The organism is Leifsonia poae (genome assembly GCF_050632195.1).
Lineage (GTDB): Bacteria > Actinomycetota > Actinomycetes > Actinomycetales > Microbacteriaceae > Leifsonia > Leifsonia poae_C.
The window spans coordinates 2,328,449-2,352,767 of sequence record NZ_CP192580.1 but is presented as its reverse complement, the minus strand read 5'-3'; the positions used below and the strand labels follow the sequence as shown (position 1 = coordinate 2,352,767).

At 66.2% G+C, this 24,319-nt stretch carries 21 protein-coding genes, 1 tRNA gene and 3 pseudogenes; 21 read left to right on the top strand and 4 right to left on the bottom strand.

Going from position 1 to position 24,319, the window contains the following annotated elements; translation table 11 throughout:
* Positions 1-169 precede the first annotated feature (169 nt).
* Positions 170-2,806 carry an Rne/Rng family ribonuclease gene (locus ACQ86A_RS11905; protein WP_431277260.1) on the top strand — a complete coding sequence of 879 codons (2,637 nt, stop codon included), beginning with the start codon at positions 170-172 and terminating at the stop codon, positions 2,804-2,806.
* 37 nt (positions 2,807-2,843) lie between these two features.
* Here the strand turns inward: ACQ86A_RS11905 and ACQ86A_RS11900 are convergent, their stop codons facing one another.
* Positions 2,844-3,119 (bottom strand): DUF4031 domain-containing protein, encoded by a 276-nt coding sequence (locus ACQ86A_RS11900; protein ID WP_431277259.1) that lies wholly within the window; start codon positions 3,117-3,119, stop codon positions 2,844-2,846.
* A 293-nt stretch (positions 3,120-3,412) separates the two neighbouring features.
* On the opposite strand from ACQ86A_RS11900, the gene rplU reads away from it, so the two are divergent.
* The 11 genes and pseudogenes from rplU to ACQ86A_RS11845 all read left to right on the top strand — a co-directional run bounded on the left by rplU (position 3,413) and on the right by ACQ86A_RS11845 (position 11,064).
* Positions 3,413-3,721 (top strand): 50S ribosomal protein L21, encoded by a 309-nt coding sequence (rplU, locus tag ACQ86A_RS11895; protein WP_431277258.1) that lies wholly within the window; start codon positions 3,413-3,415, stop codon positions 3,719-3,721.
* Positions 3,722-3,754: 33 nt separating this feature from the next.
* Complete coding sequence (gene rpmA, locus ACQ86A_RS11890; protein WP_431277257.1) at positions 3,755-4,012, top strand: 50S ribosomal protein L27; 258 nt, start codon at positions 3,755-3,757, stop codon at positions 4,010-4,012.
* A gap of 98 nt (positions 4,013-4,110) precedes the next feature.
* Positions 4,111-5,678: pseudogene (obgE, locus tag ACQ86A_RS11885) on the top strand (GTPase ObgE).
* Positions 5,675-6,475, top strand: a complete 801-nt coding sequence (gene proB, locus ACQ86A_RS11880; protein WP_431277256.1) for a glutamate 5-kinase — start codon at positions 5,675-5,677, stop codon at positions 6,473-6,475. Before obgE ends, proB begins: the two are co-directional and overlap by 4 nt.
* A gap of 9 nt (positions 6,476-6,484) precedes the next feature.
* Positions 6,485-7,752: pseudogene (locus ACQ86A_RS11875) on the top strand (glutamate-5-semialdehyde dehydrogenase).
* A gap of 52 nt (positions 7,753-7,804) precedes the next feature.
* The gene (locus ACQ86A_RS11870; RefSeq protein ID WP_431277255.1) at positions 7,805-8,035 is read left to right on the top strand and encodes a hypothetical protein; all 231 of its coding nucleotides are present in this window, start codon (positions 7,805-7,807) and stop codon (positions 8,033-8,035) included.
* Between the two features lie 12 nt (positions 8,036-8,047).
* Positions 8,048-8,653, top strand: a complete 606-nt coding sequence (gene nadD, locus ACQ86A_RS11865; RefSeq protein ID WP_431277254.1) for a nicotinate-nucleotide adenylyltransferase — start codon at positions 8,048-8,050, stop codon at positions 8,651-8,653.
* Complete coding sequence (locus ACQ86A_RS11860) at positions 8,650-10,044, top strand: hypothetical protein (RefSeq protein ID WP_431277253.1); 1,395 nt, start codon at positions 8,650-8,652, stop codon at positions 10,042-10,044. Before nadD ends, ACQ86A_RS11860 begins: the two co-directional genes overlap by 4 nt.
* Positions 10,045-10,096: 52 nt before the next feature.
* Positions 10,097-10,474 carry a ribosome silencing factor gene (gene rsfS / locus ACQ86A_RS11855; RefSeq protein ID WP_431277252.1) on the top strand — a complete coding sequence of 126 codons (378 nt, stop codon included), beginning with the start codon at positions 10,097-10,099 and terminating at the stop codon, positions 10,472-10,474.
* Positions 10,475-10,561: 87 nt separating this feature from the next.
* Positions 10,562-10,855 (top strand): zf-TFIIB domain-containing protein, encoded by a 294-nt coding sequence (locus ACQ86A_RS11850; RefSeq protein ID WP_431277251.1) that lies wholly within the window; start codon positions 10,562-10,564, stop codon positions 10,853-10,855.
* A 133-nt stretch (positions 10,856-10,988) separates the two neighbouring features.
* A tRNA-Ala gene (locus ACQ86A_RS11845) sits at positions 10,989-11,064 on the top strand.
* Between the two features lie 93 nt (positions 11,065-11,157).
* Here ACQ86A_RS11845 and ACQ86A_RS11840 read toward each other — a convergent pair.
* Both ACQ86A_RS11840 and ACQ86A_RS11835 read right to left on the bottom strand, forming a co-directional pair.
* Positions 11,158-11,472, bottom strand: coding sequence for a hypothetical protein (locus ACQ86A_RS11840; protein ID WP_431277250.1), 315 nt, complete (start codon positions 11,470-11,472; stop codon positions 11,158-11,160).
* A gap of 241 nt (positions 11,473-11,713) precedes the next feature.
* Complete coding sequence (locus ACQ86A_RS11835; RefSeq protein ID WP_431277249.1) at positions 11,714-12,154, bottom strand: VOC family protein; 441 nt, start codon at positions 12,152-12,154, stop codon at positions 11,714-11,716.
* A gap of 100 nt (positions 12,155-12,254) precedes the next feature.
* Between ACQ86A_RS11835 and ACQ86A_RS11830 the strand changes: the two genes are divergently transcribed.
* Both ACQ86A_RS11830 and ACQ86A_RS11825 read left to right on the top strand, forming a co-directional pair.
* Positions 12,255-13,565, top strand: coding sequence for an LCP family protein (locus tag ACQ86A_RS11830; protein WP_431277248.1), 1,311 nt, complete (start codon positions 12,255-12,257; stop codon positions 13,563-13,565).
* Positions 13,566-13,628: 63 nt separating this feature from the next.
* Positions 13,629-15,035: an MFS transporter gene (locus ACQ86A_RS11825; protein WP_431277247.1), complete on the top strand. Its 1,407-nt coding sequence runs from the start codon at positions 13,629-13,631 to the stop codon at positions 15,033-15,035.
* On the opposite strand, the gene ACQ86A_RS11820 is transcribed toward ACQ86A_RS11825, so the two are convergent.
* A complete protein-coding gene (locus ACQ86A_RS11820; protein WP_431277246.1) occupies positions 15,017-15,703 on the bottom strand; it encodes a UbiA family prenyltransferase in 687 nt (228 codons plus the stop codon). The genes ACQ86A_RS11825 and ACQ86A_RS11820 overlap by 19 nt on opposite strands.
* Positions 15,704-15,925: 222 nt before the next feature.
* On the opposite strand from ACQ86A_RS11820, the gene ACQ86A_RS11815 reads away from it, so the two are divergent.
* The 7 genes and pseudogenes from ACQ86A_RS11815 (at position 15,926) to ACQ86A_RS11785 (ending at position 24,285) form a co-directional block, all read left to right on the top strand.
* A complete protein-coding gene (locus ACQ86A_RS11815) occupies positions 15,926-16,936 on the top strand; it encodes a LacI family DNA-binding transcriptional regulator (RefSeq protein WP_431277245.1) in 1,011 nt (336 codons plus the stop codon).
* Positions 16,937-17,241: 305 nt separating this feature from the next.
* Positions 17,242-18,839: pseudogene (locus ACQ86A_RS11810) on the top strand (glycoside hydrolase family 13 protein).
* A 73-nt stretch (positions 18,840-18,912) separates the two neighbouring features.
* Positions 18,913-20,286, top strand: a complete 1,374-nt coding sequence (locus ACQ86A_RS11805; protein ID WP_431277244.1) for an extracellular solute-binding protein — start codon at positions 18,913-18,915, stop codon at positions 20,284-20,286.
* 241 nt (positions 20,287-20,527) lie between these two features.
* Entirely contained in the window at positions 20,528-21,361 is an 834-nt protein-coding gene (locus ACQ86A_RS11800; protein WP_431277243.1) for a carbohydrate ABC transporter permease, read from the top strand.
* Positions 21,358-22,368, top strand: coding sequence for a carbohydrate ABC transporter permease (locus tag ACQ86A_RS11795; protein WP_431277242.1), 1,011 nt, complete (start codon positions 21,358-21,360; stop codon positions 22,366-22,368). Before ACQ86A_RS11800 ends, ACQ86A_RS11795 begins: the two co-directional genes overlap by 4 nt.
* Before the next feature lie 51 nt (positions 22,369-22,419).
* Positions 22,420-23,619, top strand: a complete 1,200-nt coding sequence (locus ACQ86A_RS11790) for a glycoside hydrolase family 3 N-terminal domain-containing protein (protein ID WP_431277241.1) — start codon at positions 22,420-22,422, stop codon at positions 23,617-23,619.
* A 108-nt stretch (positions 23,620-23,727) separates the two neighbouring features.
* Positions 23,728-24,285 (top strand): YceI family protein, encoded by a 558-nt coding sequence (locus ACQ86A_RS11785; protein WP_431277240.1) that lies wholly within the window; start codon positions 23,728-23,730, stop codon positions 24,283-24,285.
* The last annotated feature ends 34 nt before the right edge of the window (positions 24,286-24,319 follow it).

The window sequence follows — 24,319 nt, the reverse complement described above, 5'->3', positions numbered from 1 at the left end:
GTACGGACCGGTCCAGGTGGCCGGTCGAAACGACATCGAGAAAGTGCGATCAGAGCCACGAGCCGGTCGCACATATGGAGAATTGCGGATACGACGCGCGAGCGGCGAATCCGCCTACGGAGAGTACCCGGAGTGCGGGGAACCGCGCCGGTCGAGGAGTGCACCAGCGATGGTGGAAAACGAAAATACCGATAAGAACCAGGTCAACGGAACGGAAGGCGCAGAGGGGGCACCGAAGAAGAGGTCACGCCTCTTCGGTTCGCGCAAGAGCGCGAAGAAGGCCCCGATCGCCCCGCCCGCCGCTGCTGTGACGACGTCTGCCGCGCCCGCCGCGGAAGAGCGTCCGGCCGTGATCGACCAGCCCGTCGCGGCTGAGCCCCAGACGGGCGCGCCGCAGACCGAGGAGCCCCAGATCGTGCAGACGACCAGTCCAGAATCCGACCAGGCCGCGCAGGTCGACCAGCAGGAGACCCCGGCGGAGGTGCAGGAGGTCGTCGTCCAGACGGCCCAGCTCATCCCCGGCCTGCCGCCGACGACACTGCTGTTCCAGGCGCCCGACATCAAGCCGCTTCCGCCGCTCCCGAGCGACGACCGCGATGACGACGAGGGTGGATCGGTCCGCCGTCGTTCGCGTCGTCGCGCCGGCGAGGAGAACCGTAGCGGTTCCAACGACCCCGCCAACACGGTCGTCAAGGTGCGCGCTCCGCGCGAGCCCGAACTGATCACCGAGCCGCAGCGCGTCAAGGGATCTACCCGGCTCGAGGCGAAGAAGCAGCGCCGTCGTGACGGTCGTGACGCCGGCCGTCGACGTCCGGTGATCACCGAGGCCGAGTTCCTCGCGCGCCGCGAATCCGTCGACCGTCAGATGATCGTGCGTGAGAAGAACGGCCGCATCCAGATCGGCGTGCTCGAAGACAAGGTGCTGGTCGAGCACTACGTCGCGAAGTCGCAGGAGGCGTCGCTCATCGGCAACGTCTACCTCGGTCGCGTTCAGAACGTGCTTCCGAGCATGGAGGCGGCCTTCGTCGACATCGGTCGCGGGCGCAACGCCGTGCTCTACTCCGGCGAGGTCGACTGGGATGCCGCCGAGACCGGCAACCAGCCGCGTCGCATCGAGCTCGCGCTGAAGCCGGGCGACCGCGTCCTGGTGCAGGTCACCAAGGACCCGGTCGGCCACAAGGGCGCCCGTCTCACCAGCCAGGTCTCGCTTCCTGGCCGCTACCTCGTCTACGTGCCGAACGGGTCGATGAACGGGATCAGCCGCAAGCTGCCCGACACGGAGCGCGCACGTCTCAAGAAGATCCTCAAAGAGGTGCTTCCGGAGAACACCGGCGTGATCGTGCGCACGGCCGCCGAGGGCGCGACCGAGGAGCAGCTGACGCTCGACGTCACCCGCCTCACCGCGCAGTGGGCCGACATCTCCAAGCAGGTCGAGACGGTCAACGCGCCTGCACTGCTGCACAGCGAGCCCGACCTTCTCATCAAGATCGTTCGGGATGTCTTCAATGAGGACTTCCAGAAGCTGATCATCGCGGGTTCGGATGCTCAGGCCACCATCGAGATGTACCTGCGGCAGGTTGCTCCCGACCTTCTCGACCGGGTAGAGACCTACCAGGGTGACAGGGATGCGTTTGACGAGTTCCGCATTACGGAGCAGATCGAGAAGGCGCTCGACCGCAAGGTGTGGCTGCCCTCGGGCGGCTCGCTCGTCATCGACCGCACCGAAGCGATGACCGTCGTCGATGTCAACACCGGCAAGTTCGTCGGCTCCGGCGGAAACCTCGAGGAGACGGTCACCAAGAACAACCTGGAGGCGGCCGAGGAGATCGTGCGCCAGCTGCGGCTGCGCGACATCGGCGGCATCATCGTCGTGGACTTCATCGACATGGTGCTCGAGTCGAACCGCGACCTCGTGCTCCGTCGCCTGATCGAGTGCCTCAGCCGTGACCGCACCAAGCACCAGGTGGCGGAGGTCACCTCGCTCGGTCTCGTGCAGATGACACGCAAGAAGCTCGGCCTCGGCCTGCTCGAGACCTTCAGCGAGGCCTGCGAGGTCTGCGCCGGCCGTGGCGTGATCGTTCACCACGACCCCGTCGTGAAGCACCGCCAGCCGCAGCAGCAGCCGCAGAACGAGCGCCGTCGCGGTCGTGGCGGGCAGCAGCAGTCGAGCGGGGGAGCGAACGGCTCGTCGAACGGCAACGGCTCGTCGAACGGCAACGGCGCGGGCAACGGACACGCAACCGGTGCCACCCACGCCATCACCGACGACGCCAAGAGCGCTCTCGCGCAGATCGCCGCCAGCACGCTCGCCGCGCACGCTCACGAGAGCGAGCACGGCCACGAGCAGAGCGAGCCGGTTTCGACGACCGAGGCGCCCACCGCCGCGGAGGAGACCGCGCACGGCAAGCACGTCGCCGCCGAGGCTGCCGCGCCGGCCGAAGAGTCGCCCAAGAAGTCACGCCGCAAGAGCGGCGCGAAGAAGGACAGGCAGCCGGCCGAGTCGGCGGCGCCTTCGTCCGCCGGGTCGGAGTCGGCGTCGGTAGCGGCTGAGCCCGCAACGGGCTCCGCGGCCGCAGGCGAGACGGAGGCCCCACTCACGCTGCTCGACATCCCTGTCGTCTCCGTGCCCGCATCCCGTCGCCCGAAGGCCAAGGATGCCGAGCAGCTGCTCGACTCCGTTCTCGAGGCGCTGCCGCAGCCGAAGGAGCCCGGTCAGGGACGCAGCCGCAGTCGGCGGGTCAGCACCGCTGCCATCGCGGGCGGATCCGTCGCTCCCGAGATCAACCGCACCGAGCCCGAGGAGTAGGCGAGGACCGCGATAACGCCGCTGTCAAGGCGCGGGATCAGTGCTTGCGCACTCGATCCCGCGCCTTGATGCGTAGTCCGCTCGCGCGCAGCCGGCGCACGAGCTCCTTGCCGCTCACAGGCGTCGCCCCTGCGGCGACGAGTTCGTCGTGGCGTCTGTCGGGCACGTCGTAATGATCGAGATCGAACGCACGCGGTGCGATTCCATTCGCCTCGGCGAACGCATGGAGCTCATCGAGCGAGTCATCGCTGACGAGGTGGGACCACAACATGCCGTGGGCGGGCCATGCCGGGGGATCGATCAGGACCGTCATACAATGATTGTAGGAACCGTTGCCGACGTCGGCGCGGACCGAACCCCCATCCGAATCGCCTGTGACTCAGTTTGACCGGGTGTGGGGCATCGGGTAAAGTTGGCCGTTGGTGTGTGTTGGACGCCGTCCGCATGAGCGCCATGGTTTTCTGAGAGCCGCATCCGTACCGCAGTGAAGTCATTGCAGTGCAGGGTCGGGCTCACCAGTAACTTCCTGAACACAAAGACAGTAGGACCAGGTCCAGGGCTCGCAGTGAGCCAGGGGAGCTGTTCCCCAGAGAAAAGGTACGTAAAGTGGTTTACGCAGTTGTGCGCGCCGGTGGCCGCCAGGAAAAGGTCGAGGTCGGCACCATCGTGACGATGGACCGCATCAAGGCCAACAAAGATGGCAACGTCGAGCTGGCTGCTGTGCTGCTTGTTGACGGCGACAAGATCACCTCCGACGCGACGTCGCTCGCCAAGGTGAAGGTCACCGCCGAGGTTCTCAACGACCTCCGTGGCCCGAAGATCGTCATCCAGAAGTTCAAGAACAAGACCGGGTACAAGAAGCGCCAGGGCCACCGTCAGGAGCTCACGCGCGTCAAGGTCACGGGCATCAAGTAACGCGGTCGAGTACAGGCTTAGGAGAAGAAGCAGATGGCACACAAAAAGGGAGCGAGCTCCACTCGCAACGGTCGTGACTCGAACGCACAGCGCCTCGGCGTGAAGCGCTTCGGCGGTCAGGTCGTCGGCGCCGGCGAGATCATCGTCCGCCAGCGCGGCACCCACTTCCACCCCGGCGTCAACGTCGGCCGTGGCGGCGACGACACGCTGTTCGCCCTCGCCGCCGGTTCGGTGGAGTTCGGCACCAAGGGCGGCCGCAAGGTCGTCAACATCGTGGCGGCCGGGGTCTAAGACCTCTCGTTTCACGAGCACTCTTCCGGATGGGCGGGCTTCGGCCCGCCCATCCGCGTTTTCGATAGTTACACGCAGCAGAAACCAGTAGGAGCATCATGGCAACGTTCGTGGACAACGTGACGTTGCACCTGCGCGCCGGTCACGGCGGCAACGGATGCGTCTCGGTCCGACGCGAGAAGTTCAAGCCCCTCGCCGGCCCCGACGGTGGCAACGGCGGCAACGGCGGCGACATCGTCCTCGTGGCCGACCCGCAGGTCACCACACTGCTCGGCTATCACCGCGCACCGCACCGTTCGTCCGACAACGGCGGCTTCGGGATGGGCGACCACCGCAGCGGCTACACCGGCGTCGAGCTCGAGTTGCCGGTCCCCGTCGGAACGGTCGTCAAGGACGCCGACGGCACCGAGTTGATCGACATGAGCGAGCCGGGCATCCGATTCGTGGTCGCTCCCGGCGGCATCGGCGGGCTCGGAAACGCTGCGCTGGCCAACCAGAAGCGCAAGGCCCCCGGATTCGCCCTTCTCGGCACGCCCGGCTGGGAGGGCGATGTCCTCCTCGAGCTGAAGACCGTCGCCGACATCGCACTCGTCGGCTATCCCTCGGCCGGAAAGTCCAGCCTGATCGCGGCGATGAGCGCCGCCAAGCCGAAGATCGCCGACTATCCGTTCACTACGCTGCACCCGAACCTCGGTGTCGTGCAGGCGGGCGAGGTACGCTACACCGTCGCCGATGTCCCCGGACTGATCGAGGGCGCGAGCGAGGAAAGGGCCTCGGCCTCGAATTCCTCCGTCACGTCGAGCGCTGCAGCGCGCTGCTGCACGTGCTCGACTGCGCGACGCTCGATCCCGGTCGTGACCCGCTGACCGATCTCGACGTCATCCTCGGTGAGCTCGCCGCGTATCCGGTGCCCGAAGGCCAGATCCCTCTGCTCGAGCGGCCGCAGCTCATCGCTCTCAACAAGATCGATGTGCCCGAGGCCCGTGAGCTCGCGGAGTTCGTGCGCCCCGATCTCGAGGCCCGCGGGTACAAGGTGTTCGAGATCTCCACCGTGAGCCACGAGGGTCTCCGTCAGCTGTCGTTCGCCCTGGCCGAGGTCGTCGAGACCGCCCGCGCCGAGCAGGTCGCCGCCGAGGCTCTGCGCCCGCGCATCGTGATCCGTCCGAAGGCCGTGGATGACTCCTCGTTCATCGTCAAGGTCGAGGGCGGCTCCGACGGGCCCGTCTACCGCATCCTGGGCGCCAAGCCGGAGCGCTGGGTCGCCCAGACCGACTTCGCCAACGACGAGGCCGTCGGATTCCTCGCGGACCGGCTCGCCAAGATCGGCGTCGAAGACCAGTTGTTCAAGGCCGGCGCGATCGCCGGCTCGACCGTGGTCATCGGCCGCGACAACGGCGTGGTCTTCGACTGGGAGCCGACGCTCACCTCGACGGCCGAGCTGATGACCTCGCCCCGAGGCACGGATGCGCGCTTCGACGGCAACAACCGTCCGACGCGCGACCAGCGCCGGGCCGACTACTTCGACCGGATGGACGCCAAGGCCGAGGCCCGCGCCGAACTGCTGCGCGAGCGCGAAGCGGGTCTCTGGGTCGACGATCTCGGCGATGACGACGACGATCTCGCCGACAGCGGGCAGGGCGACACCAAGGAGACCGACGCCGAATGACCATCGACGACCGCAGCCAGGTGCCCTCCGCAAGACGCATCGTCGTCAAAGTGGGTTCGTCTTCCATCAGTGGAGACAATGCCGGGCAGATCGGTCCGTTGGTCGATGCCCTGGCTGCGGCGCACGGGCGGGGATCCCAGGTGATCCTGGTGTCGTCCGGTGCGATCGCCACGGGCATCCCGTACCTGCAGCTCGACGGTCGGCCGACCGATCTGGCGACTCAGCAGGCAGCGGCGGCCGTGGGCCAGAACGTGCTGATCTACCGGTATCAAGACAGCCTCGACCGGTACGAGATCGTCGCGGGGCAGGTTCTGCTCACGGCGGGCGATATGGAGAATCCGACGCACCGCACGAACGCCAAGCGCGCGATGGAGAGGCTGCTCCACCTGCGCATCCTTCCCATCGTCAACGAGAACGACACGGTGGCGACCCACGAGATCCGGTTCGGTGACAACGACCGGCTGGCGGCCCTCGTCGCGCTCCTCGTCGAGGCCGACCTGCTCGTACTGCTCTCGGATGTGGACGCGCTCTACACGAAGCCCCCGCAGGAGCCCGGCGCCGAGCGGATCACCGAAGTGGCGTACGACGACGCGCTCGAAGGCGTCGAGATCGGTTCGACCGGTCTGTCGGGACTCGGCACGGGCGGGGCGCTGACCAAGGTATCGGCGGCGCGTCAAGCAGCCGAGCAGGGCACGGCGGTCATCCTCACAGCCACCTCGCTGGTCGACGAGGCGCTGAGCGGAGCGCCGGTCGGAACCTGGTTCGCTCCCGCGGGCGCCTCCGTGCGAACCCTCTAAACTTGTCGCATGTCCCAGACCACACTTGACGGGGTCGAGCTCGTCGACAAGCTCGCTGCGGCGAAAGAGGCGTCACTCGCCCTTGCGACGGCGAACACCGATCAGAAGAACGCGGCACTGCGCGCGATCGCTCGTCGGCTCGGGGAGTCGGCTCCGCGCATCCTGGAGGCCAATGAGCTCGATCTGGCCAACGGCCGGGAGAACGGGCTGTCGACGGGACTGATCGATCGCCTCACGCTGAACGTCGCACGGTTGGACGGTCTGGCGGCCGCCGTGCTCGAGGTTGCCGCGCTCACCGATCCTGTCGGTGAAGCAGTGCGGGGAGCGCCCTTCCGAATGGGATGAAGATCACGCAGGTGCGTGTGCCGTTCGGCGTCGTGGGAGCGATCTACGAAGCGCGCCCGAACGTCACGATCGACATCGCCGCGCTCGCCCTGAAGAGCGGCAACGCGGCCGTTCTGCGCGGTGGCAGCGCTGCCATCAACACCAACCGCGTTCTGGTCGAGGTTATCGGCGAGGCGCTTCAGGATGCAGGACTCCCAGCAGGCTCTGTGCAGACCATCGACGAATTCGGTCGTGCAGGCGCGACCGAGCTGATGCGTGCGCGCGGATACGTCGACGTGCTGATCCCGCGCGGCAGCGCCGACCTCATCCGTACGGTCGTGACCGAGTCGACAGTGCCGGTGATCGAGACAGGTGCCGGTGTCGTCCACATCGTGCTCGATGAGAGCGCCCGCGAAGACTGGGCCGTCGACATTGTGCGCAACGCCAAGGTGCAACGACCGAGCGTCTGCAATGCAGTAGAGACCCTGCTCGTCCACTCGGCAGCGGCGGACCGGGTTCTGCCTGCGGTCATCACGGCGCTGACGGATGCGGGCGTCACCGTCCACGCCGATGAGCGCGCACTTCGACTCGCCCCGACCGCTGTGCCCGTCACCGAAGAGGACTGGGCCACCGAGCACATGAGCCTCGACATCTCGGTGAAGATCGTGGACTCGCTCGACGAGGCGATCGCGCACATCCGTCGCTACTCGACGCAGCACACCGAGTCCATCATCACCAACGACCTTGCCAACGCCGAACGCTTCCTGGCAGAGGTCGACTCGGCCGTGGTTATGGTGAATGCGTCCACCCGCTTCACCGACGGAGCGGAATTCGGCTTCGGAGCCGAGGTCGGCATCTCCACCCAGAAGCTGCACGCGCGCGGTCCGATGGGGCTTCCCGAGCTGACGAGCACGAAATGGATCGTCCGCGGGTCGGGCCAGATCCGCCCTTGACCCACCACTAGACTGTTTTGCGGGCGTACGCGCCGAGAAAGGACTGATCCCGATGACACACTTGACGGCCGTGCTGGCTGAGACCCACGTGGAGCTTCCCATGCCGACGTGGGCGTACGGAGCCATTGCTCTCGCCATCTTCTTCGTGCTCGCGATCGTCATCTGGAGCTACCGGGATGTGGCCAACCGTCACAGCCACAAGGCGGGCCCCGGAGCCGCAGCCCACGCTGCAGCGCCCGGCGCGACGCACCACGGCGACGGTCACCCCAGCCAGGGACACTGACCCGCCCCGCGTATGGAGCTGACGGAGAAGCGCCGACCGAGGGTCGGGGTGATGGGCGGCACGTTCGATCCGATTCACCACGGCCACCTGGTCGCCGCCAGTGAGGTCGCGCAATCGTTCGACCTCGACGAGGTCATCTTCGTGCCCACCGGGCAGCCCTGGCAGAAGGGCGCTGCTGTCAGCACGGGGGAGCACCGCTACCTCATGACCGTCATCGCCACCGCGGCGAACCCCAGGTTCACGGTGAGCCGGGTCGACATCGACCGCGAGGGTCCGACGTACACCATCGACACGCTTCGCGATCTTCACGAGGCGCGCCCGGAAGCCGAGCTTTTCTTCATCACCGGCGCGGATGCGATCGCTCAGATCCTCAGCTGGCGCGACGTTCAGGAGCTCTGGGATCTCGCCCATTTCGTCGCTGTGAGTCGTCCGGGACATGACCTGAGTATTTCTGGATTACCCCAGCAAGACGTAAGCTTGTTGGAAGTTCCGGCCCTGGCGATCTCGTCAACCGACTGCCGGACAAGGGTGAGCAGGGGATTTCCCGTCTGGTATTTGGTTCCGGACGGCGTTGTTCAATACATCTCCAAACACCATCTGTATCGGAGTGTGGCATGACTTTGTGGCAAGACCCGCCGCCACAGACACGGCGACAGGCACGCGAGAACGAGCGTTCCGCGGAGCAGAAGGCCGCTGGGCAGGCATCCCGTCGAGCGGGAACCGCCGAGCCGACCCCGGCCGGCGAGATCCCCATCGTGAACACGCCGTTCACGTTCTCGGCCGGCCGCCAGGCCGGCAGCCCCGAGAACTCGAAAGACAAAGAGGCGACGGCTCCCAGCGGGCCGGTCACCGGCGAACAGCCCGCGATCCCGGCCACTGCCTTCGCAGAGCCTGGCGTCTCGGCGCCCTCACGACCGAACCTTCCCACCTACGGTTCGTCCTTCGATGCGCTGTTGGCTCCCGAATCGTCCGAACAGCCCGCTCCTGCGTCTGACACCGACCTCTTCCGCCAGGTGCCCCCGCCTGGAAGCGTCGAGCCGGTGACGACCCCGGTCTCGGTGGTGCCGGAGGTTCCTCGCCCTGCGCCGACAGCAGCTCCGACGGCCGCACCTGCCGCCGCGAGTGGCGAGCGCATCCTGACCCGCCGGGAGATGCGGGCGATGCAGCAGGCCCAGGAGGCTAACCAGCAGGCCGGGCACATCGAATCCATCGTGCCGATCACGTTCACGCCGTCGAGCGAGCAGCCGACCTCGACGTCCGCCGTCGGGACCCAGCCAGCCGCGGCTCAGGCCGCCCAGACGCCGACGAGCGAGAGCGACTCCGCCGCACCGTCGGCATGGCCTTTCGCGCCTGTGACGCCTTCGTCGGCGGTGCCGGCAGCGCCTACCGCTTACACGCCACCGGTCTTCACGCCCGATGACGAAGCTCCCCAGACATCTGTGTCGGCAGCTCCTTCGCCGGCGACCGAAGCGCCTGTGGCCGCAGAGCCCGCCGTCGATGAGACCGATGGCGAGCGTGCGCCCTACCAGCCGCCCGTCGGTCACTGGTCGACCGCCGCCGAACTCGATGACAAGAACCAGCAGTTCGATCAGATCATCACCCGCAGTGTCGGCACGTCGGGGTCTGCGACCACGACGAACGCGCTCATCCTCCCGACTCTGCCGACGGCGGATGCGACCGGTCCGCTGACGAGCACGGGCGAGATTCTCGTCACGGGGTCGATCGACCTTCCCCGCGGGCTCGGTTCGACCGGCGCTCACCCCGACCGGATCGACTCCTCCGACATCGACCGTCTGCTCGACGGCGAAGAGAACGAGTTCAACACCTCAGAGGTCGCGCCGGTACGCGCTTCCCGTGCCATCAGCACGCACACCTCGACGAGGGGAGTGATCACGCCTCCGAAGAAGCGTGGCACGCGCCTTCCCGTCATCCTCTCGATCACGGCCGCGGTACTCGCCGTCGGCGTGATCGGCCTTCTCGTCGCGGCCTACGTCTTGAATGTGTTCTGATCATCTCTCAGACACCGACCGCCTCACCCGAACCCTCCAGGGAGAACCACCTGTGACCGCATCCGACCGCGCCCGCGAGATCCTGCAGCTCGCCGCGAAAGCGGCCGACTCGAAGGGCGCCGAAGACCTGGTGGCCCTCGACGTCTCAGGACCGCTGCCCCTGACCGACATCTTCCTGCTCGCCAGTGGACGGGTCGAGCGCAACGTGGTCGCGATCGCCGGTGAGATCGAAGACCAGCTGAACGATGCCGGAGTGAAGACCCTGCGTCGCGAGGGCAAGGCAGAGGGACGTTGGGTCCTTCTCGACTTCGGCGACCTCGTGGTCCACGTCTTCCATGAAGAGGACCGGATGTACTACTCGCTCGAGCGACTCTGGAAGGACTGCCCGGTCGTTCCGCTGCAGCTTCCCGTTCACGAGACCGCCGACTAGACGATCCTCGGCCTTCTCCCGGGTTCGCCTGAGAGTTCTCTCATGCTCGGCTGATCTACTGATCGGACGAACTGAATGGAGCTGCCGATGAAGTGTCCCACCGACAACGCCACCCTCGTGATGAGCGAGCGCAACGGTATCGAGATCGACTATTGCCCGGACTGCCGGGGAGTCTGGCTCGACCGCGGCGAACTCGACAAGATCATCGATCGATCGCAGTCTGCGGGCGTGACGGCCCAGCCGCACTACGCGGTGCCTGCCCAGCAGCAGGCGCATCCGGTGCAACAGCCGTACGACGCTCGGCAGCAGCATCCGGACAACCGGCAGCAGTACCCGTACCGCAAGAAGAAGGAGAACTGGCTCAGCGAGCTGTTCGACTGAGTAGTTCGACTGCGCACTTCGACGACGGCGTTCGACTGGGCGGACACGCCCGGTCGGCGACGTCCGTTTTTGCTGCGGGACTTGATGTAGTACGCTGGATGAGTTGTCTTCGAGAGATCGAGAACGACTTTCTGGGTCTGTGGCGCAGCTGGTAGCGCACCTGCATGGCATGCAGGGGGTCAGGGGTTCGAGTCCCCTCAGATCCACCAACAGAGGGCCAACTGCCGTGTGATCATGCGGAAGTTGGCCCTCTTTCGTTAACCGGGCGTGGGCGTCTGCCTGAGGAGGCGCCACCGCGGTTGTCAGCCGCGCATCTGCCGCAATTGGACTAAAAGGGCGAGCCCGCACCCGATCGCTACAGTCACCGCCAAGAGATAAATACCCACACTTATCCAAGTGCCGTGGACTCCGCACTGAACCCCGAAACCGACAAGCGCACCTAAGAGCGCAGCTCCCGCAGCGATCAACAGCGGCGGCCATCTCAAGCCGCGAAGGCGGGTCGAGAACCACGCGAAGAAGCCCGCGACAGCCAGCCAGCCGAGAAGGACGCCGAAGCTCTGGTCCAGCGTTTTCATCCGCATCATCATCAGACCAGGAAGCAGCAGCGCTCCCGTCAAGGCCAGTATCTCGGACGACCAGGCTAGGTAAAGAAGCCCTCTGGGGCGAGCAGAGCCGCGCATAAACCACTCCCACAAGCTGCCTGACCATGTGAGCACGCTCAGGGCCGAGAGAGAAAGGCACAAAAGAACAGCCAACTGTCCTCCGGTCGGTCGCGTGTCGACTTCGTTCAGAAAGACGCGTCAAATCGTACGGTAGTGCGACGGCTGGACGCGGGCAACGCAAGCATTCAGCGCCGCTCTAGCCCTCGACGATCTCGAAGCGGTTGCCGTCGGGGTCGCTCGCGGCGAACATCGGCGGAACACCCGGCCAGCGCATGAACTCGCCCACATCCACGTTGCCGGCCTTGAGCACACCATAGGTCGCCTCAGCATCCGGGCTCGAGAAACGGATGCCGGTCTCCACACCGACGAGCGCGTCGTCGGAGGTGGCGACCAAAGAGATCGAGACGTCCGCGCCGGATGGAGCCAGCATGATCCAGCGGGCACCGAGCTGCGGGAGAGGCGCGTCGACGAGCACCTCGAAGCCGAGCACGTCGCGATAGAAGGCGAGAGCCCGATCCTGATCGCTCACCGGGATGCCGACCGTGCTGATTCCGCGGATACCGGCGTTCGTCTTTTCGGCCACGATGACCTCCTTGTCGATCCAGCCAGTGTGCCACGCGAGCGTGAGGATGACCATCGTCGTGTCCCCGTGATTGGGCACGCGATAGCGCGGCTTACCAAACAGGTGTGCAGTAAACTTCTGCGCAGCCGCACTCTCAGCCCAAGGGATACGTTCGATGACCGATCAGCCACGCCGGCACCAGCGCGCGCCCGGAGCGACCGCTATTCGGCACGGTCGTCTGCCTCGGCGCCGCGCGGTCGGCACGGTTGCGAAGGTGCTCGCCGCCGCGGTCGCTGTGCTCGTCGTCAGCACGACATCCATTGCGGCATACGCGGTCTGGGATGTGACACGCTCGGTCAAGCCGACCATCCACCTGGCCGCCTCAGTACCGGGGACGAAGACGGCGGGAAAGACCGAGGTGATTCCGAGCGTCGCCGCGATCGACGGTGGCGTGAACCTGCTGATCACGGGCACGGACAGCCGTGAAGGACTCGGCGGCATCTACAACTCGCGGGCCGAGCAGAATGCGAGCTCCGGCGCCGGCAACAACGACGTCACGATGCTGTTGCACATCGCTCAGGATCACAAGAGCGCGATGGTCGTGAGCTTTCCGCGTGACCTGATGGTCGCCATCCCGAGCTGCCCGGCCCTCAACGGCAAGGGAACGATCGGCGGCACGAGCTATGCGCAGTTCAACACGGCGCTGTCGCGTGCAGGGGTGCCCTGTGTCGCGTTGACGGTGCAGAAGCTCACCGGAGTCACGATCCCGTACGCCGCAGAGATCAACTTCTCAGGCGTGAGTGCGATGTCGACAGCGGTCGGCGGCGTCTCCGTATGCCTGGCGACGCCGGTGAAGGACAAGTATACGAACCCGCCGCTGAATCTTCCGACGGGCGAGAACGTGCTGGTAGGCGATCAGGCGCTCTCGTTCCTGCGCAGTCGACACGGTGTCGGCGACGGTAGCGACCTCGGGCGCATCAGCAACCAGCAGGTGTTCCTCTCTGCGCTCGCCCGCAAGGTCGTCTCGGGCGGAGTTCTCGGCAACCCGTTGCAGCTGTACGGTCTGGCCAAGGCGGCCACTGCGAACATGAAGCTCTCCGACACCCTCGACCTGACGACCATGGTGCAGATCGGTCTCGCCCTCAAGGACACGGGCCTGGATAACGTCGTCTTCGTGCAGTACCCGTCGGTCACCGACCCGAACGACGTGAACCGGGTGGTGCCGGCCAAGGCCGCCGCGACAGCGCTGAGCAACGCTCTCGTTCAGGATGTCCCGGTCGTGCTGACCGGCACCACGGGCCGTGCTGCGCAGGATCCGAACGCGACGACGACTCCGACGCCGACCACGCCTCCGGTCGCCCCCGCTACCCCTGCGACCCCGGCGGCGCCGGCGACCCCGGCCCCGACCTCCACGGCCGTCGCACTCCCGCCCTCGATCACCGGCCAGACGGCCGCGCAGCAGACCTGCACAAAGGGAAACAACTGACGGATTCTGCGCTGAAAGCCTGCTGCAGTTGCCATACCAGCGTGCTCACCGTTAACTGAGAGCATGACGGAGAGTAAGACTGCCCCCAGCGCGCGTATGACGTCGCTCCAACGTCGGGTTCTGATCGTCGCGATCCTCTCCAGTTTTGTGGCTTTCCTCGACGGTGCGGTCATCAATGTGGCGTTACCGGCGATCTCCGAGGATCTCGGCGGCGGGCTCCCGCTGCAGCAATGGGTCGTCGACGCGTACCTCGTGACCTTGGGTTCGTTCATCCTGCTCGCGGGTTCGCTCTCGGACGTGTTCGGCCGCAAGCGGGTGCTCTACGTCGGCTTGATCGGTTTCGGGATCACCTCGCTGCTGTGCGCATTCGCCCCCTCGGGTGTTTTCCTCGTCGTTGCCCGAGGCCTGCAAGGCATCGCGGGCGCACTTCTGGTGCCCAGCTCCCTGGCGCTGATCATCTCCACGTTCTCCGGGGCCGCGCAGGCCAAGGCGATCGGACGCTGGACGGCTCTGACGGGTATCGCAATGATCGCCGGACCCCTGCTCGGCGGGATCTTCGTCGATACGCTCTCGTGGCGCTGGATCTTCGTGATCAACGTCCTGCCGATCGCGGTGACGCTGGCTGTGATGCTCACGCTCAAGCAGGAGGACAAGGGCACGGGCGGCCACATCGATGTATACGGCGCGGTGTTCGGATCGATCGGTCTAGCGGGCACCGTCTATGCGCTGATCGAGCAGGGAGTCTACGGATTCGCGAGCCCGCGGGTGCTCATCCCTCTGGTTCTCGGATTGCTCTGCTTGGCCGCGTTCTTCTTCACGGAGACGCGGGTCAAGCAGCCGATGCTTCCGCTCGGCTTGTTCAAGGTGCACAACTTCTGGGTCGGCAACCTAGCGACCGCACTCGTCTATGGGGCCCTGGCGTTCGGTCCGCTGATGGTGACGCTCTACCTGCAGCAGGTGATCGGGTTCACGGCCATTCAGGCAGGCCTGGTCTTCATCCCCTCGACACTGTGCATGCTGCTGCTCTCGGGTCTCTTCGGCGGACTTGCGGGAAAGTACGGTCCGCGCTTGTTCATGGCCGTCGGACCGATCATCGCGTCGCTCGGCTTCCTCTGGCTGCTGACGATGGGGGCTGAGGCCAGCTTCTGGCTTCACCTGCTGCCGGCCGTTCTCCTGTTCGGCGTCGGGCTGTCCATCACGGTGGCGCCGCTCACATCGGCGATCCTCGGGGCCATCCACCCGGCGCAGGCCGGCATCGGTTCGGCCGTCAACAATGCTGTCTCGCGAATTGCCGGCCTGCTCACGGTGGCGATGGCGGGACTCATCGTGGGGCAGCACCTCGACCGGGTGGGCTTCGATCGGGCGCTGATCTGCACGGCGGCGCTCATGATCGCCGGCGGTCTCGTGTCGGCGGTGGGCATCCGGAACCGAGAGCCCGCTGCGGCCCCGATTCAGACGACGATGGACTGACCTGCCAGAGCGAGCATGACCACGTCGACGATGGCGCAGGTCATGATCAGCTGCATGAGCAGTCGTGTGGGCGTTCCACGGAGCAAGAGCACGACACCGAGCGCTGTGATCGCAAGACCGATGATCAGGCCGACGATCAGCAGGGGGCGCGGTGGCCAGCCCGGGCCGAAGGTGATTGCGATCGTGGCGACAGCCAGGCAAGCGAATGCGAGCAGCCCGCTGGGCACAGCGCCGATTCGATGGGGGAGACCCCGGATGCCCGTGGCGTCGTCGTCGGCGAGGTCCGGCAGAACGTTGGTCACGTGGGCGGCGACGCCGAGCAATGCTCCGGCGGCGAACACCCACGGCGCGGGAAAGGCGGGCTCGGGTTGACCAAGAGTCGCGATGGCGGGCAACAGCCCGAAGCTGATCGCGAAGGGCACGAATGAGACGACTGTCGACTTGAGGCCGAGGTTGTACGCCCAGCCGCCGGCTATGGCCACGACGTGTGCCGCGACGGCGAGGGGGCCGAGGAGGGCCGTGACGAGCAGCGCTGCGGCAAGTGCGATGAAGGCGGCGGCACGCACGATCCCGACTCCGATCGCACCGCGGGCAGCGGGCTTGTCCGATCGCTTCACGGCCGCATCCCGAGCCGCGTCGAGCCAGTCGTTGGACCAGCCGATCGACAATTGCCCGCAGAGAATGGCGAGCGCGAGGATAGCGAGCCGCCCGGGGAGTAGCCGAGCCCGATCCCGAGCACGGTGGCGACGACCGTCACGACGACCGTCGGACCGGGATGGCTGGCGAGCAGGAGTGCAGTCGCCTTGTTCGCCATGCTCGCAATGGTAGGCCGAACGGGGCAATTGTAAAAGACTTGCGTGCTCTTGCAAGGAATTGCGTATGCTGAGCGCATGTCGAAACGTCTCGCGGAGGTCGCTCGCAAGGTCGGGGTCAGTGAAGCAACAGTCAGCCGGGTGCTCAACGAGAAACCCGGCGTCTCAGAGGCGACCCGCCAGGCCGTGCTCACGGCGCTCGACGTCCTCGGTTACGAACGGCCGAGCAAGCTCCGCGGAGAGCGGGCTCGGCTGGTGGGCCTGGTGCTGCCCGAGTTGCAGAACCCGATCTTCCCCGCGTTCGCCGAAGTGATCGGGGGAGCGCTCGCCCAGAACGGCTACACGCCGGTGCTCTGCACGCAGACGGCCGGCGGGATCTCTGAGTCCGACTACGTCGAGCTTCTCCTGCAGCAGCAGGTGTCCGGCGTCGTGTTCGTCGGTGGGGCGTACGCGCAGCAGGATGCATCGCACGACCACTACAGACGCCTCACCGACCTCAACCTTCCGACTGTTCTCGTCAACGCACCCGTCGCCGAGCTGGACTTCGCCACGGTCTCCTGTGATGACACGGTGGCGACATCCCAGGCCCTCAATCACCTGCGTTCGCTCGGGCACGAGCGGATCGGGCTGTTGCTCGGGCCGCGCGATCACGTTCCGTCGCAACGGAAACTGGCGGCCGCGCGCCGAGTCTTCGATGGATGGGGTGTGCGCCTGGACGACGACTGGATCGTCCACTCCCTCTATTCCCTCGAGGCCGGGCAGGCGGCGGCGACGCGGCTGCTCAACGTCGGCGTGACAGCGATCGTCTGCGCCAGCGATCCCATGGCGCTCGGCGCGATCCGGGCTGTTCGCCGGGCTGGTCTCTCTGTGCCTCAGGATGTGTCGATCGTCGGTTACGACGACTCTGCCCTGATGAACTGCACTGAGCCGCCGCTCACGACGGTCCGCCAGCCGATCGAGCCGATGGGACGCACGATCATCGAGCTGCTGCTGCGTCAGATCTCGAGCGATTCCGCGATCTCGGATGAGCTCTTCTTCGAGCCCGAACTGGTGGTTCGCGGCTCGACGGGACCGGCCCCCGTGTCGTAATTGTTACGCAATTCAGCGCAAATGTACGCAAACAAATTACTCATTGTTGAGTTCTTGCGTTGATCTGTCCTTAACGCTACTTTTGGCCCGACGACGACGGCGCCGAGGGTTGGCCGCCGCGCGTCGACGACCGAACCGTCGACCACCGGGCTCATTCCGCGGGGTCGCCCGATGCGTAAGGACTCCGAGTGGACCTCCCCGTGCTCGCCGCTCAGCCGACACCGACTGCGCCCGTCGCAGCGCCGCAGGCTGCGGCCTCGAAGCTCGTTCCCTCGCAGGGCGATCCGCTCTGGTGGCGCAGTGCCGTGATCTACCAGATCTACATCCGCAGTTTTGCGGACGGCAACGGCGACGGAGTCGGCGACCTGGCCGGCGTCCGGCAGCACCTCGGTTACCTGCGAGAGCTCGGGGTCGACGCGATCTGGTTCACGCCGTGGTACGAGTCCCCGCTCGCGGACGGCGGATACGACGTCGCCGACTATCGCAAGATCAATCCCGCGTTCGGGGACCTGGCCGAGGCAGAGGCGCTGATCCAGGAGGCGCTGGCCCTGGGCATCCGGACGATCATCGACGTCGTCCCCAACCACATCTCGGATCAGCACCCGTGGTTCCAGGCGGCACTTGCGGCTGAGCCCGGCTCGCCGGAGCGCGAACGCTTCTGGTTCCGCCCCGGTCGCGGCGAGAACGGCGACCGGATGCCGACCGACTGGGTCTCGAACTTCTCGGGTGAGACCTGGACCCGCACGACGAACCCCGACGGCACGCCCGGCGAGTGGTATCTGCACCTGTTCACCCCACAGCAGCCCGACCTCAACTGGAACCACCCGGACGTGCGTGCCGAGCACGAGTCCATCCTCAAGTTCTGGTTCGACCGCGGTGTCGCCGGCGTGCGCATCGACTCGGCCGCGCTGCTGGTCAAGGACGATGCGCTGCCCGAGGTGCCCGAGCATCCGGGGCCGGGCGAGCACCCGAACCAGGACCGCGACGAGCTGCACGACATCTACCGCGACTGGCGAAGCATCGCCGACTCGTACCCGGGAACGCGCGTGCTCGTCGGCGAGATCTGGCTCCCCGAGATCGATCGCTTCGCCATGTACCTGCGACCGGATGAGCTCCACACCGCCTTCAACTTCGACTTCCTCGCCCGTCCGTGGAATGCCGCCGAGCTGCGCGCATCGATCGACGCGACCCTCGCCGCGCACGCTCCGGTGGGAGCGCCGAGCACTTGGGTACTCTCCAACCACGATGTGACCCGGCCCGTCACCCGGTACGGGCGGGAGGACTCCTCGTTCGCGTTCCTGAAGAAGCGCAGCGGCACGCCCACCGACCTTGCGCTCGGCCTGCGTCGGGCGCGAGCGGCGGCGCTGCTGACAGCAGCGCTTCCCGGCTCGCTCTACATCTATCAGGGAGACGAGCTCGGGCTGCCCGAGGTCGAGGATCTGCCCGCGGAACGACTCGAGGACCCGATGCACTTCCGCTCCGGTGGGGTTGACCCCGGGCGCGACGGTTGCCGGGTACCCCTGCCATGGCGTGGCGTGAAGCAGCCGTTCGGCTTCAGCCCGAGTGGCGCGGCCGCGGAACCATGGCTTCCGCAGCCGGATGCGTGGTCGCACCTCACCGTCGAGGCCGAGCAGAGCGACGCGACGTCGATGCTCTGGCTCTATCGCCAGGCGTTGCGCATCCGTCGAGCCGAGGCCGGTCTTGGCGACGGCCCGCTGTCGTGGCGCGATGCGCCGAAGGGAACGCTCGTCTTCGCCCGAGGCGAGCGCTTCCTCAACGTCACCAATCTCTCTCAGGAGGCGATCGCTCTGCCCGAGCACGTCGCCATCCTGCTGAGCAGCAGTCCGCTCGTCGGCGGTCTGCTTCCCCGGACTCCACGGCGTGGCTCAGAACACAGCACTAGCCGCCGGAGCGTGCGGCTCCCCAGCCGCGACACCGCACCACCCGCATCACACCATCACCGAAAGGAACCGACAATGAGGTCACCAAGATCCGTCGCCGCGATCGCAGCTCTGACGATCGCCGGTGTCGGGCTGCTAGCCGGATGCTCCAGCTCCGGCAGCGGCGGCGACGACGGCAAAACACACATCACCGTTGCGAGCCTGATCCCGGGCAGCGACAAGGCAGCGTTCAAGGCATTCGACGATCGGGTCAAGGAGTTCGAGAAGGCGAACCCCGACATCGTGATCAAGTCCGAGGAGTACCAGTGGACGGGGCCGACGTTCTCGACCCAGCTCGCCGGCGGCACTCTGCCGGATGTCTTCAATGTGCCGTTCACCGACTCGCAGGCTCTTCTGCAGGCCGGACAGCTGGCGGACATCACGTCCGAGGTCGCCAAGCTCCCGTACGCAGACAAATTCAACGAGAAGGTGATCGCCGTCGCCAAGTCGGGCGACAAGATCTACGGCATCCCGTACGGCCCGTACGCCATGGGTCTGTCATACAACCGCGCGATCTTCACCCAGGCCGGCCTCGATCCTGACAAACCGCCGACGACGTGGGATGAGGTCCGCCAGGACGCGAAGATCATCTCCGAGAAGGTCCCCGGTGTCGCCGGCTACATGCAGATGACGCAGGGCAACACCGGTGGCTGGGAGCTGACCACGGCGACGTACGCTCGCGGCGGCCGGATGGAGACGGTGGACGGCGGCAAGACCAAGGTCACTGCGAACAACCCGCAGACCAAGGATGCGCTGCAGTTCCTGCACGATGTGCGCTGGGTGGACAACGCAGCCGGCAGCAACTTCCTGCTCGACTGGAGCGGTATCAACCAGGCCTTCGGCGGCGGTCAGATCGCGATGTACCCGAGCGGTTCGGATGTTCTGACGGCACTCGTGCAGCAGAACAACGTCGACCCGAAGAACTACGGCATCACCACGCTTCCTCTGACGGACTCGAAGGATGCGGGTGCGCTCGTCGGCGGTAACGTCGCCGCGGTCAGCCCCAAGTCGAGCGACGCCCAGAAGGCGGCAGCGGTCAAGTGGATCGACTTCTACTACATGCAGAAGCTGCTCGACGAGAAGCAGGCCGTCGCGGACGCCAAGGTGCTAGCCGCCTCGAACCAGCCGGTCGGCGTTCCGACGCTGCCCGTGTTCGACAAGGCGACCTACGACCAGCAGATGTCGTGGATCGCGCCCGAGGTGAACATCCCGCTCGAGAACGTCGCACCGTTCACGGACAAGATCTTCGACACCAACCTCGTCGCCGAGCCGAACAAGCACACCCAGGAGCTCTACGGAGCGCTCGACTCGGTCGTGCAGGCCGTGCTCACGGATAAGAACGCCGACATCGACGCCCTGCTGACGAAGGTCGACTCCGACATTCAGAAGCTGGTCGACGCCGACAAGTAGCAGCCGGCAGCACGCCGGAAGCTCGGGCTGGCGGGGACGTGACGTCCCCGCCAGCCTTCGGCCGCATCCCACGGCCCCCGATGGACCTCGACAAGAAAGCGCACACCATGACAGCGATCGACCGGCCCCGACCGGCCAACGCCGACGGCAGACCACACACCGGGCGCAAACAAGCGGCCAGACGCACCCCGATGACCTGGCTGCGCGGGGAGGTCTCAGCAACCTCTTCTTCCTGCTGCCGATGCTGGTCATCTTCGGCGTCTTCTCCTGGTGGCCCATCGTGCGCAGCGTGGTGATGAGCTTTCAGCACACCAACCTCGTCAGCCCGCCGACCTTCGTCGGCTGGGATAACTTCGTGCAGGTCGTCAACGACCCGCTGTTCTGGACAGCGATCGGCAACACCGGATGGTTTGCCCTCCTTGCCCTGATCCTTGGCTATCCGATCCCGCTGATCGCTGCCGTTCTGATGAGCGAGGTGAAGCGGGCGAAGGGGCTATACAGCGCGCTCGCCTACCTTCCGGTGGTGGTTCCGCCCGTGGTGGCCGTGCTGCTGTGGAAGTTCTTCTACGACGCGAGTCCCACGGGCGTCTTCAACACGATCCTCGGCTGGGTGGGCATCCCGCCCCAGCCGTGGATCCAGGATGCGACCCAGGCGATGCCGTCGCTGGTGGTCGAGGCCACCTGGGCGGCCGCGGGCGGCACGATCATCATCTACCTGGCCGCGATCACGGGCGTCGCACCCGAGCTGTACGACGCGGCGGAGGTCGACGGCGCCAACATCTGGCAGAAGATCTGGCACGTGACGATGCCGCAGCTGCGCGGCATCCTGCTGATCACCCTCATCCTGCAGATCATCGGAACGGCGCAGGTGTTCCTCGAGCCCTTCCTCTTCACGGGCGGCGGTCCGGTGAACTCGACGGTCACGGTGCTCCTGCTGATCTATCGCTACGCGTTCCAGAACAGTCTGGGCGGCGACTACGGCGCGGCGACCGCGCTGAGCCTGCTGCTCGCGGCGTTCCTGGCCGTACTTTCCCTCGTGTACTTCCGTCTCACCAAGTCCTGGAGCCAGAATTGACCACCTCGACCGATTTCACGCCCGAAGTCATGAACGTGATGACCGACGAGCTCGAGGATTCCGGGCTCGCGCCGGGCTCGCCCGGCGGTCGCAAGCGCCGGAGGCGCAAGTCCAAGCGCGCCGAGGAGAGCGCTGATCGCGGCATCCTGTCGACCGCCGATCTTCGACGCCCAGGCATCCGGTGGGGAACGCGGACGGTGCACGCGGTGCTGCTCGTATCGCTCATCGTCGTCGGACTCGGCCCGCTGCTCTGGCTGGCCAAGTCGGCGATCACCCCGACGCAGGACACCCTGCGCACGCCGATGGCGTTGTTCCCGAACGGTGTCGACTGGGCTAATCTCTCGACGGCCTGGTCGACGGTCCACATCGACGTGCAGTTCATGAACACGATCTGGGTGGCCCTCGGTTCGTGGGCGATGCAGATCCTCGTCGCCACGACGGCCGGATACGCGCTCAGCGTGCTCCGGCCCAAGTACGGCAAAGTGATCTATGGTCTGGTTCTCGGGACACTCTTCGTGCCGTCGGTGGTGCTGCTCGTGCCGCTGTACCTGACCATCCTGAACCCGCCGCTGCTCGGGCAGTCGCTGATCAACACGTTCTGGGCGGTCTGGTTGCCAGCGGGCGCGAGCGCGTTCAACGTCGTGCTCATCAAACGGTTCTTCGACAACCTGCCGCGCGAGATCTTCGAAGCCGCACGCACAGACGGCGCCGGTCCGTTCCGACTGTTCTGGTCGATCGTGCTGCCGATGTCCAAGCCGATCCTCGGCGTGGTGTCGGTCTTCGCGATCATCGCCGCGTGGAAGGACTACCTCTGGCCGCTGCTCGTGCTGCGCGATCCGGCGATCCAGCCGTTGTCTGTGCGGCTTCCGACCCTGCAACAGGCCATTCAGCTCGATGTCTATCTGGCGGCTCTGGCGATCTCCACCCTCATCCCCATCGTGCTGTTCCTGGTGTTCCAGGGGCTCTTCCTGCGTAGCGCAGGGCTGGGCGGCGCTGTCAAAGGCTGAGGTCCCCGACGCCACGGCGTCTTCAGGTCGGGCGGTTAGGCTCGGACAACCATGAGGCTGTCGAGGGCGCGGAGTCGCGCACGCACTGTTGCGGCGGTTTGTGCTGCCCTGGTACTGGCGTTGGCTGCTTCCGGATGCGCGGCAGGCGCATCCGGACGCCCGGATCGCTCGCCGCACACCGCCACAGCGACGCCGCCCACACCGACTCCCACGGTCGATCCCGTCACTTCGTACGCCCGCACGAAGCTGAACAGCATGACGCTGCGGCAGCAGGTCGCCAGTCTCTTCATGCTGCACCAGCCGGGTACCGACGGAGCCGCACTCCGGGCCTTCGTCGATCGCTACGGGGTCGGCGGCATGATCCTGATGGGCGACAACATCCCGCCAACTCCGGATGCCCTGGCCGCTCAGAACGCGGCGATGACGACGGATCCGGGATTGCCTCCCCTCATCGCCATCGACGAAGAGGGCGGCGATGTCACCCGCCTGCCGTGGGACACGCTGCCGGGCGCGAACGTCCTGAGGAACCGGCCTCCCGCAGAGACGCAGTCGACCTTTCAGCAGCGCTCCGCGCTGCTGAAGCAGGCGGGAGTCTCGGTCGACTTCGGGACCGTCGCCGATGTGACGACCAACCCTCGGTCGTTCATCTACGATCGTGTGCTCGGAACGACCCCGTCCGAATCGGCGGCCCGGGTAGCGGCCTCGGTCGCTGGTCAGCATGGCACGGTCTTCGCGACGCTCAAGCACTTTCCAGGTCATGGGGAGACCAATGCCGACTCGCATCTCACTGTGCCGACAACGGGCGTGTCCGCTGACCAGTGGCGGGCTCAGGATGCGCCGCCGTTCGAAGCAGGTATCGCCGCGGGCGCGGAGTTCGTCATGTTCGGGCATCTGACCTACAGCGCCGTCGACGGGGTTCCGGCGTCGCTCTCGCCCGCCTGGCACCGCATCCTGAACGACCAGCTGGGATTCGACGGAGTCGCGATCACCGACGACATGCGGATGCTTCAGGACACACGCCTGCCCGAGTACCAGAACCCCGTCGAAAACGCGGTGCGGGCCATTGCGGCCGGCAACACGATGCTCCTGTTCGTGCTGCCCGCGGACCCTGCAGCGTCAGGCATGGACCCGGATGCGCTGATCGACGGGGTCGTCGCCGCGGTGCAGCAGGGGCGCATCCCTCAGAGTCAGATGGCGGCGGATGCCCTGAAACTGCTCGAACTACGGCGCTCGCTCGCGCCGAAAGAGTGACGCGTCAACTTTTTCGCGGAATCGGAATAGATCCGCTATCTATGCGCTTGCATGTACCCGAGAGGCGCGAGAATCGCCTCGCCCACGACACTTGAGGAGAACAAGCGCATGACAACGACCATCGAGATCCCCGGGTACAAGGCCGGAACCTGGACCATCGACCCTTCGCACAGCGAGGTCGGCTTCAGCATCCGCCACCTCATGATCAGCAAGGTGAAGGGCGTCTTCGAGAACTTCGACGCCACCTTCGTCACCGCCGAGAACCCCCTCGAGTCGACCGTGACCGCGAAGGCGGAGGTCGCATCGGTGAACACCAAGGACAAGAACCGCGACGCCCACCTGCGCACCGGTGACTTCTTCCTCGCCGAGGAGCACCCGCACATCGAGTTCGTCTCGACCGGCGCGCGCTACGAGGACGGCGACTTCCTCGTCGACGGCGACCTCACGATCAAGGGCGTCACCAAGCCCGTCACGTTCGAGTTCGACTTCGGCGGCTTCGGCCAGGACCCGTACGGCAACTACAAGGCCGGCGCGACCGCCAAGACCAAGGTCAACCGCGAGGACTTCGGCCTCACGTACAACGCAGCTCTCGAGACCGGCGGCATGCTGCTCGGTGACGAGGTCACCATCACGCTCGAGCTCCAGGCCGTGCTCAACCAGGCGTAGTCTCACGCTCGTCGCTCAGGGATCCTGCATCAGC

Excerpts from the sequence above, each read along its gene's own strand:
- ACQ86A_RS11905 (WP_431277260.1), top strand. The coding sequence starts at position 170 with ATGGTGGAAAACGAAAATACCGATAAGAACCAGGTCAACGGAACGGAA.
- ACQ86A_RS11900 (WP_431277259.1), bottom strand. The coding sequence starts at position 3,119 with ATGACGGTCCTGATCGATCCCCCGGCATGGCCCGCCCACGGCATGTTG.
- rpmA (WP_431277257.1), top strand. The coding sequence starts at position 3,755 with ATGGCACACAAAAAGGGAGCGAGCTCCACTCGCAACGGTCGTGACTCG.
- proB (WP_431277256.1), top strand. The coding sequence starts at position 5,675 with ATGACCATCGACGACCGCAGCCAGGTGCCCTCCGCAAGACGCATCGTC.
- ACQ86A_RS11870 (WP_431277255.1), top strand. The coding sequence starts at position 7,805 with ATGACACACTTGACGGCCGTGCTGGCTGAGACCCACGTGGAGCTTCCC.
- nadD (WP_431277254.1), top strand. The coding sequence starts at position 8,048 with ATGGAGCTGACGGAGAAGCGCCGACCGAGGGTCGGGGTGATGGGCGGC.
- ACQ86A_RS11860 (WP_431277253.1), top strand. The coding sequence starts at position 8,650 with ATGACTTTGTGGCAAGACCCGCCGCCACAGACACGGCGACAGGCACGC.
- ACQ86A_RS11850 (WP_431277251.1), top strand. The coding sequence starts at position 10,562 with ATGAAGTGTCCCACCGACAACGCCACCCTCGTGATGAGCGAGCGCAAC.
- ACQ86A_RS11835 (WP_431277249.1), bottom strand. The coding sequence starts at position 12,154 with ATGGTCATCCTCACGCTCGCGTGGCACACTGGCTGGATCGACAAGGAG.
- ACQ86A_RS11830 (WP_431277248.1), top strand. The coding sequence starts at position 12,255 with ATGACCGATCAGCCACGCCGGCACCAGCGCGCGCCCGGAGCGACCGCT.
- ACQ86A_RS11825 (WP_431277247.1), top strand. The coding sequence starts at position 13,629 with ATGACGGAGAGTAAGACTGCCCCCAGCGCGCGTATGACGTCGCTCCAA.
- ACQ86A_RS11815 (WP_431277245.1), top strand. The coding sequence starts at position 15,926 with ATGTCGAAACGTCTCGCGGAGGTCGCTCGCAAGGTCGGGGTCAGTGAA.
- ACQ86A_RS11805 (WP_431277244.1), top strand. The coding sequence starts at position 18,913 with ATGAGGTCACCAAGATCCGTCGCCGCGATCGCAGCTCTGACGATCGCC.
- ACQ86A_RS11800 (WP_431277243.1), top strand. The coding sequence starts at position 20,528 with ATGCTGGTCATCTTCGGCGTCTTCTCCTGGTGGCCCATCGTGCGCAGC.
- ACQ86A_RS11790 (WP_431277241.1), top strand. The coding sequence starts at position 22,420 with ATGAGGCTGTCGAGGGCGCGGAGTCGCGCACGCACTGTTGCGGCGGTT.
- ACQ86A_RS11785 (WP_431277240.1), top strand. The coding sequence starts at position 23,728 with ATGACAACGACCATCGAGATCCCCGGGTACAAGGCCGGAACCTGGACC.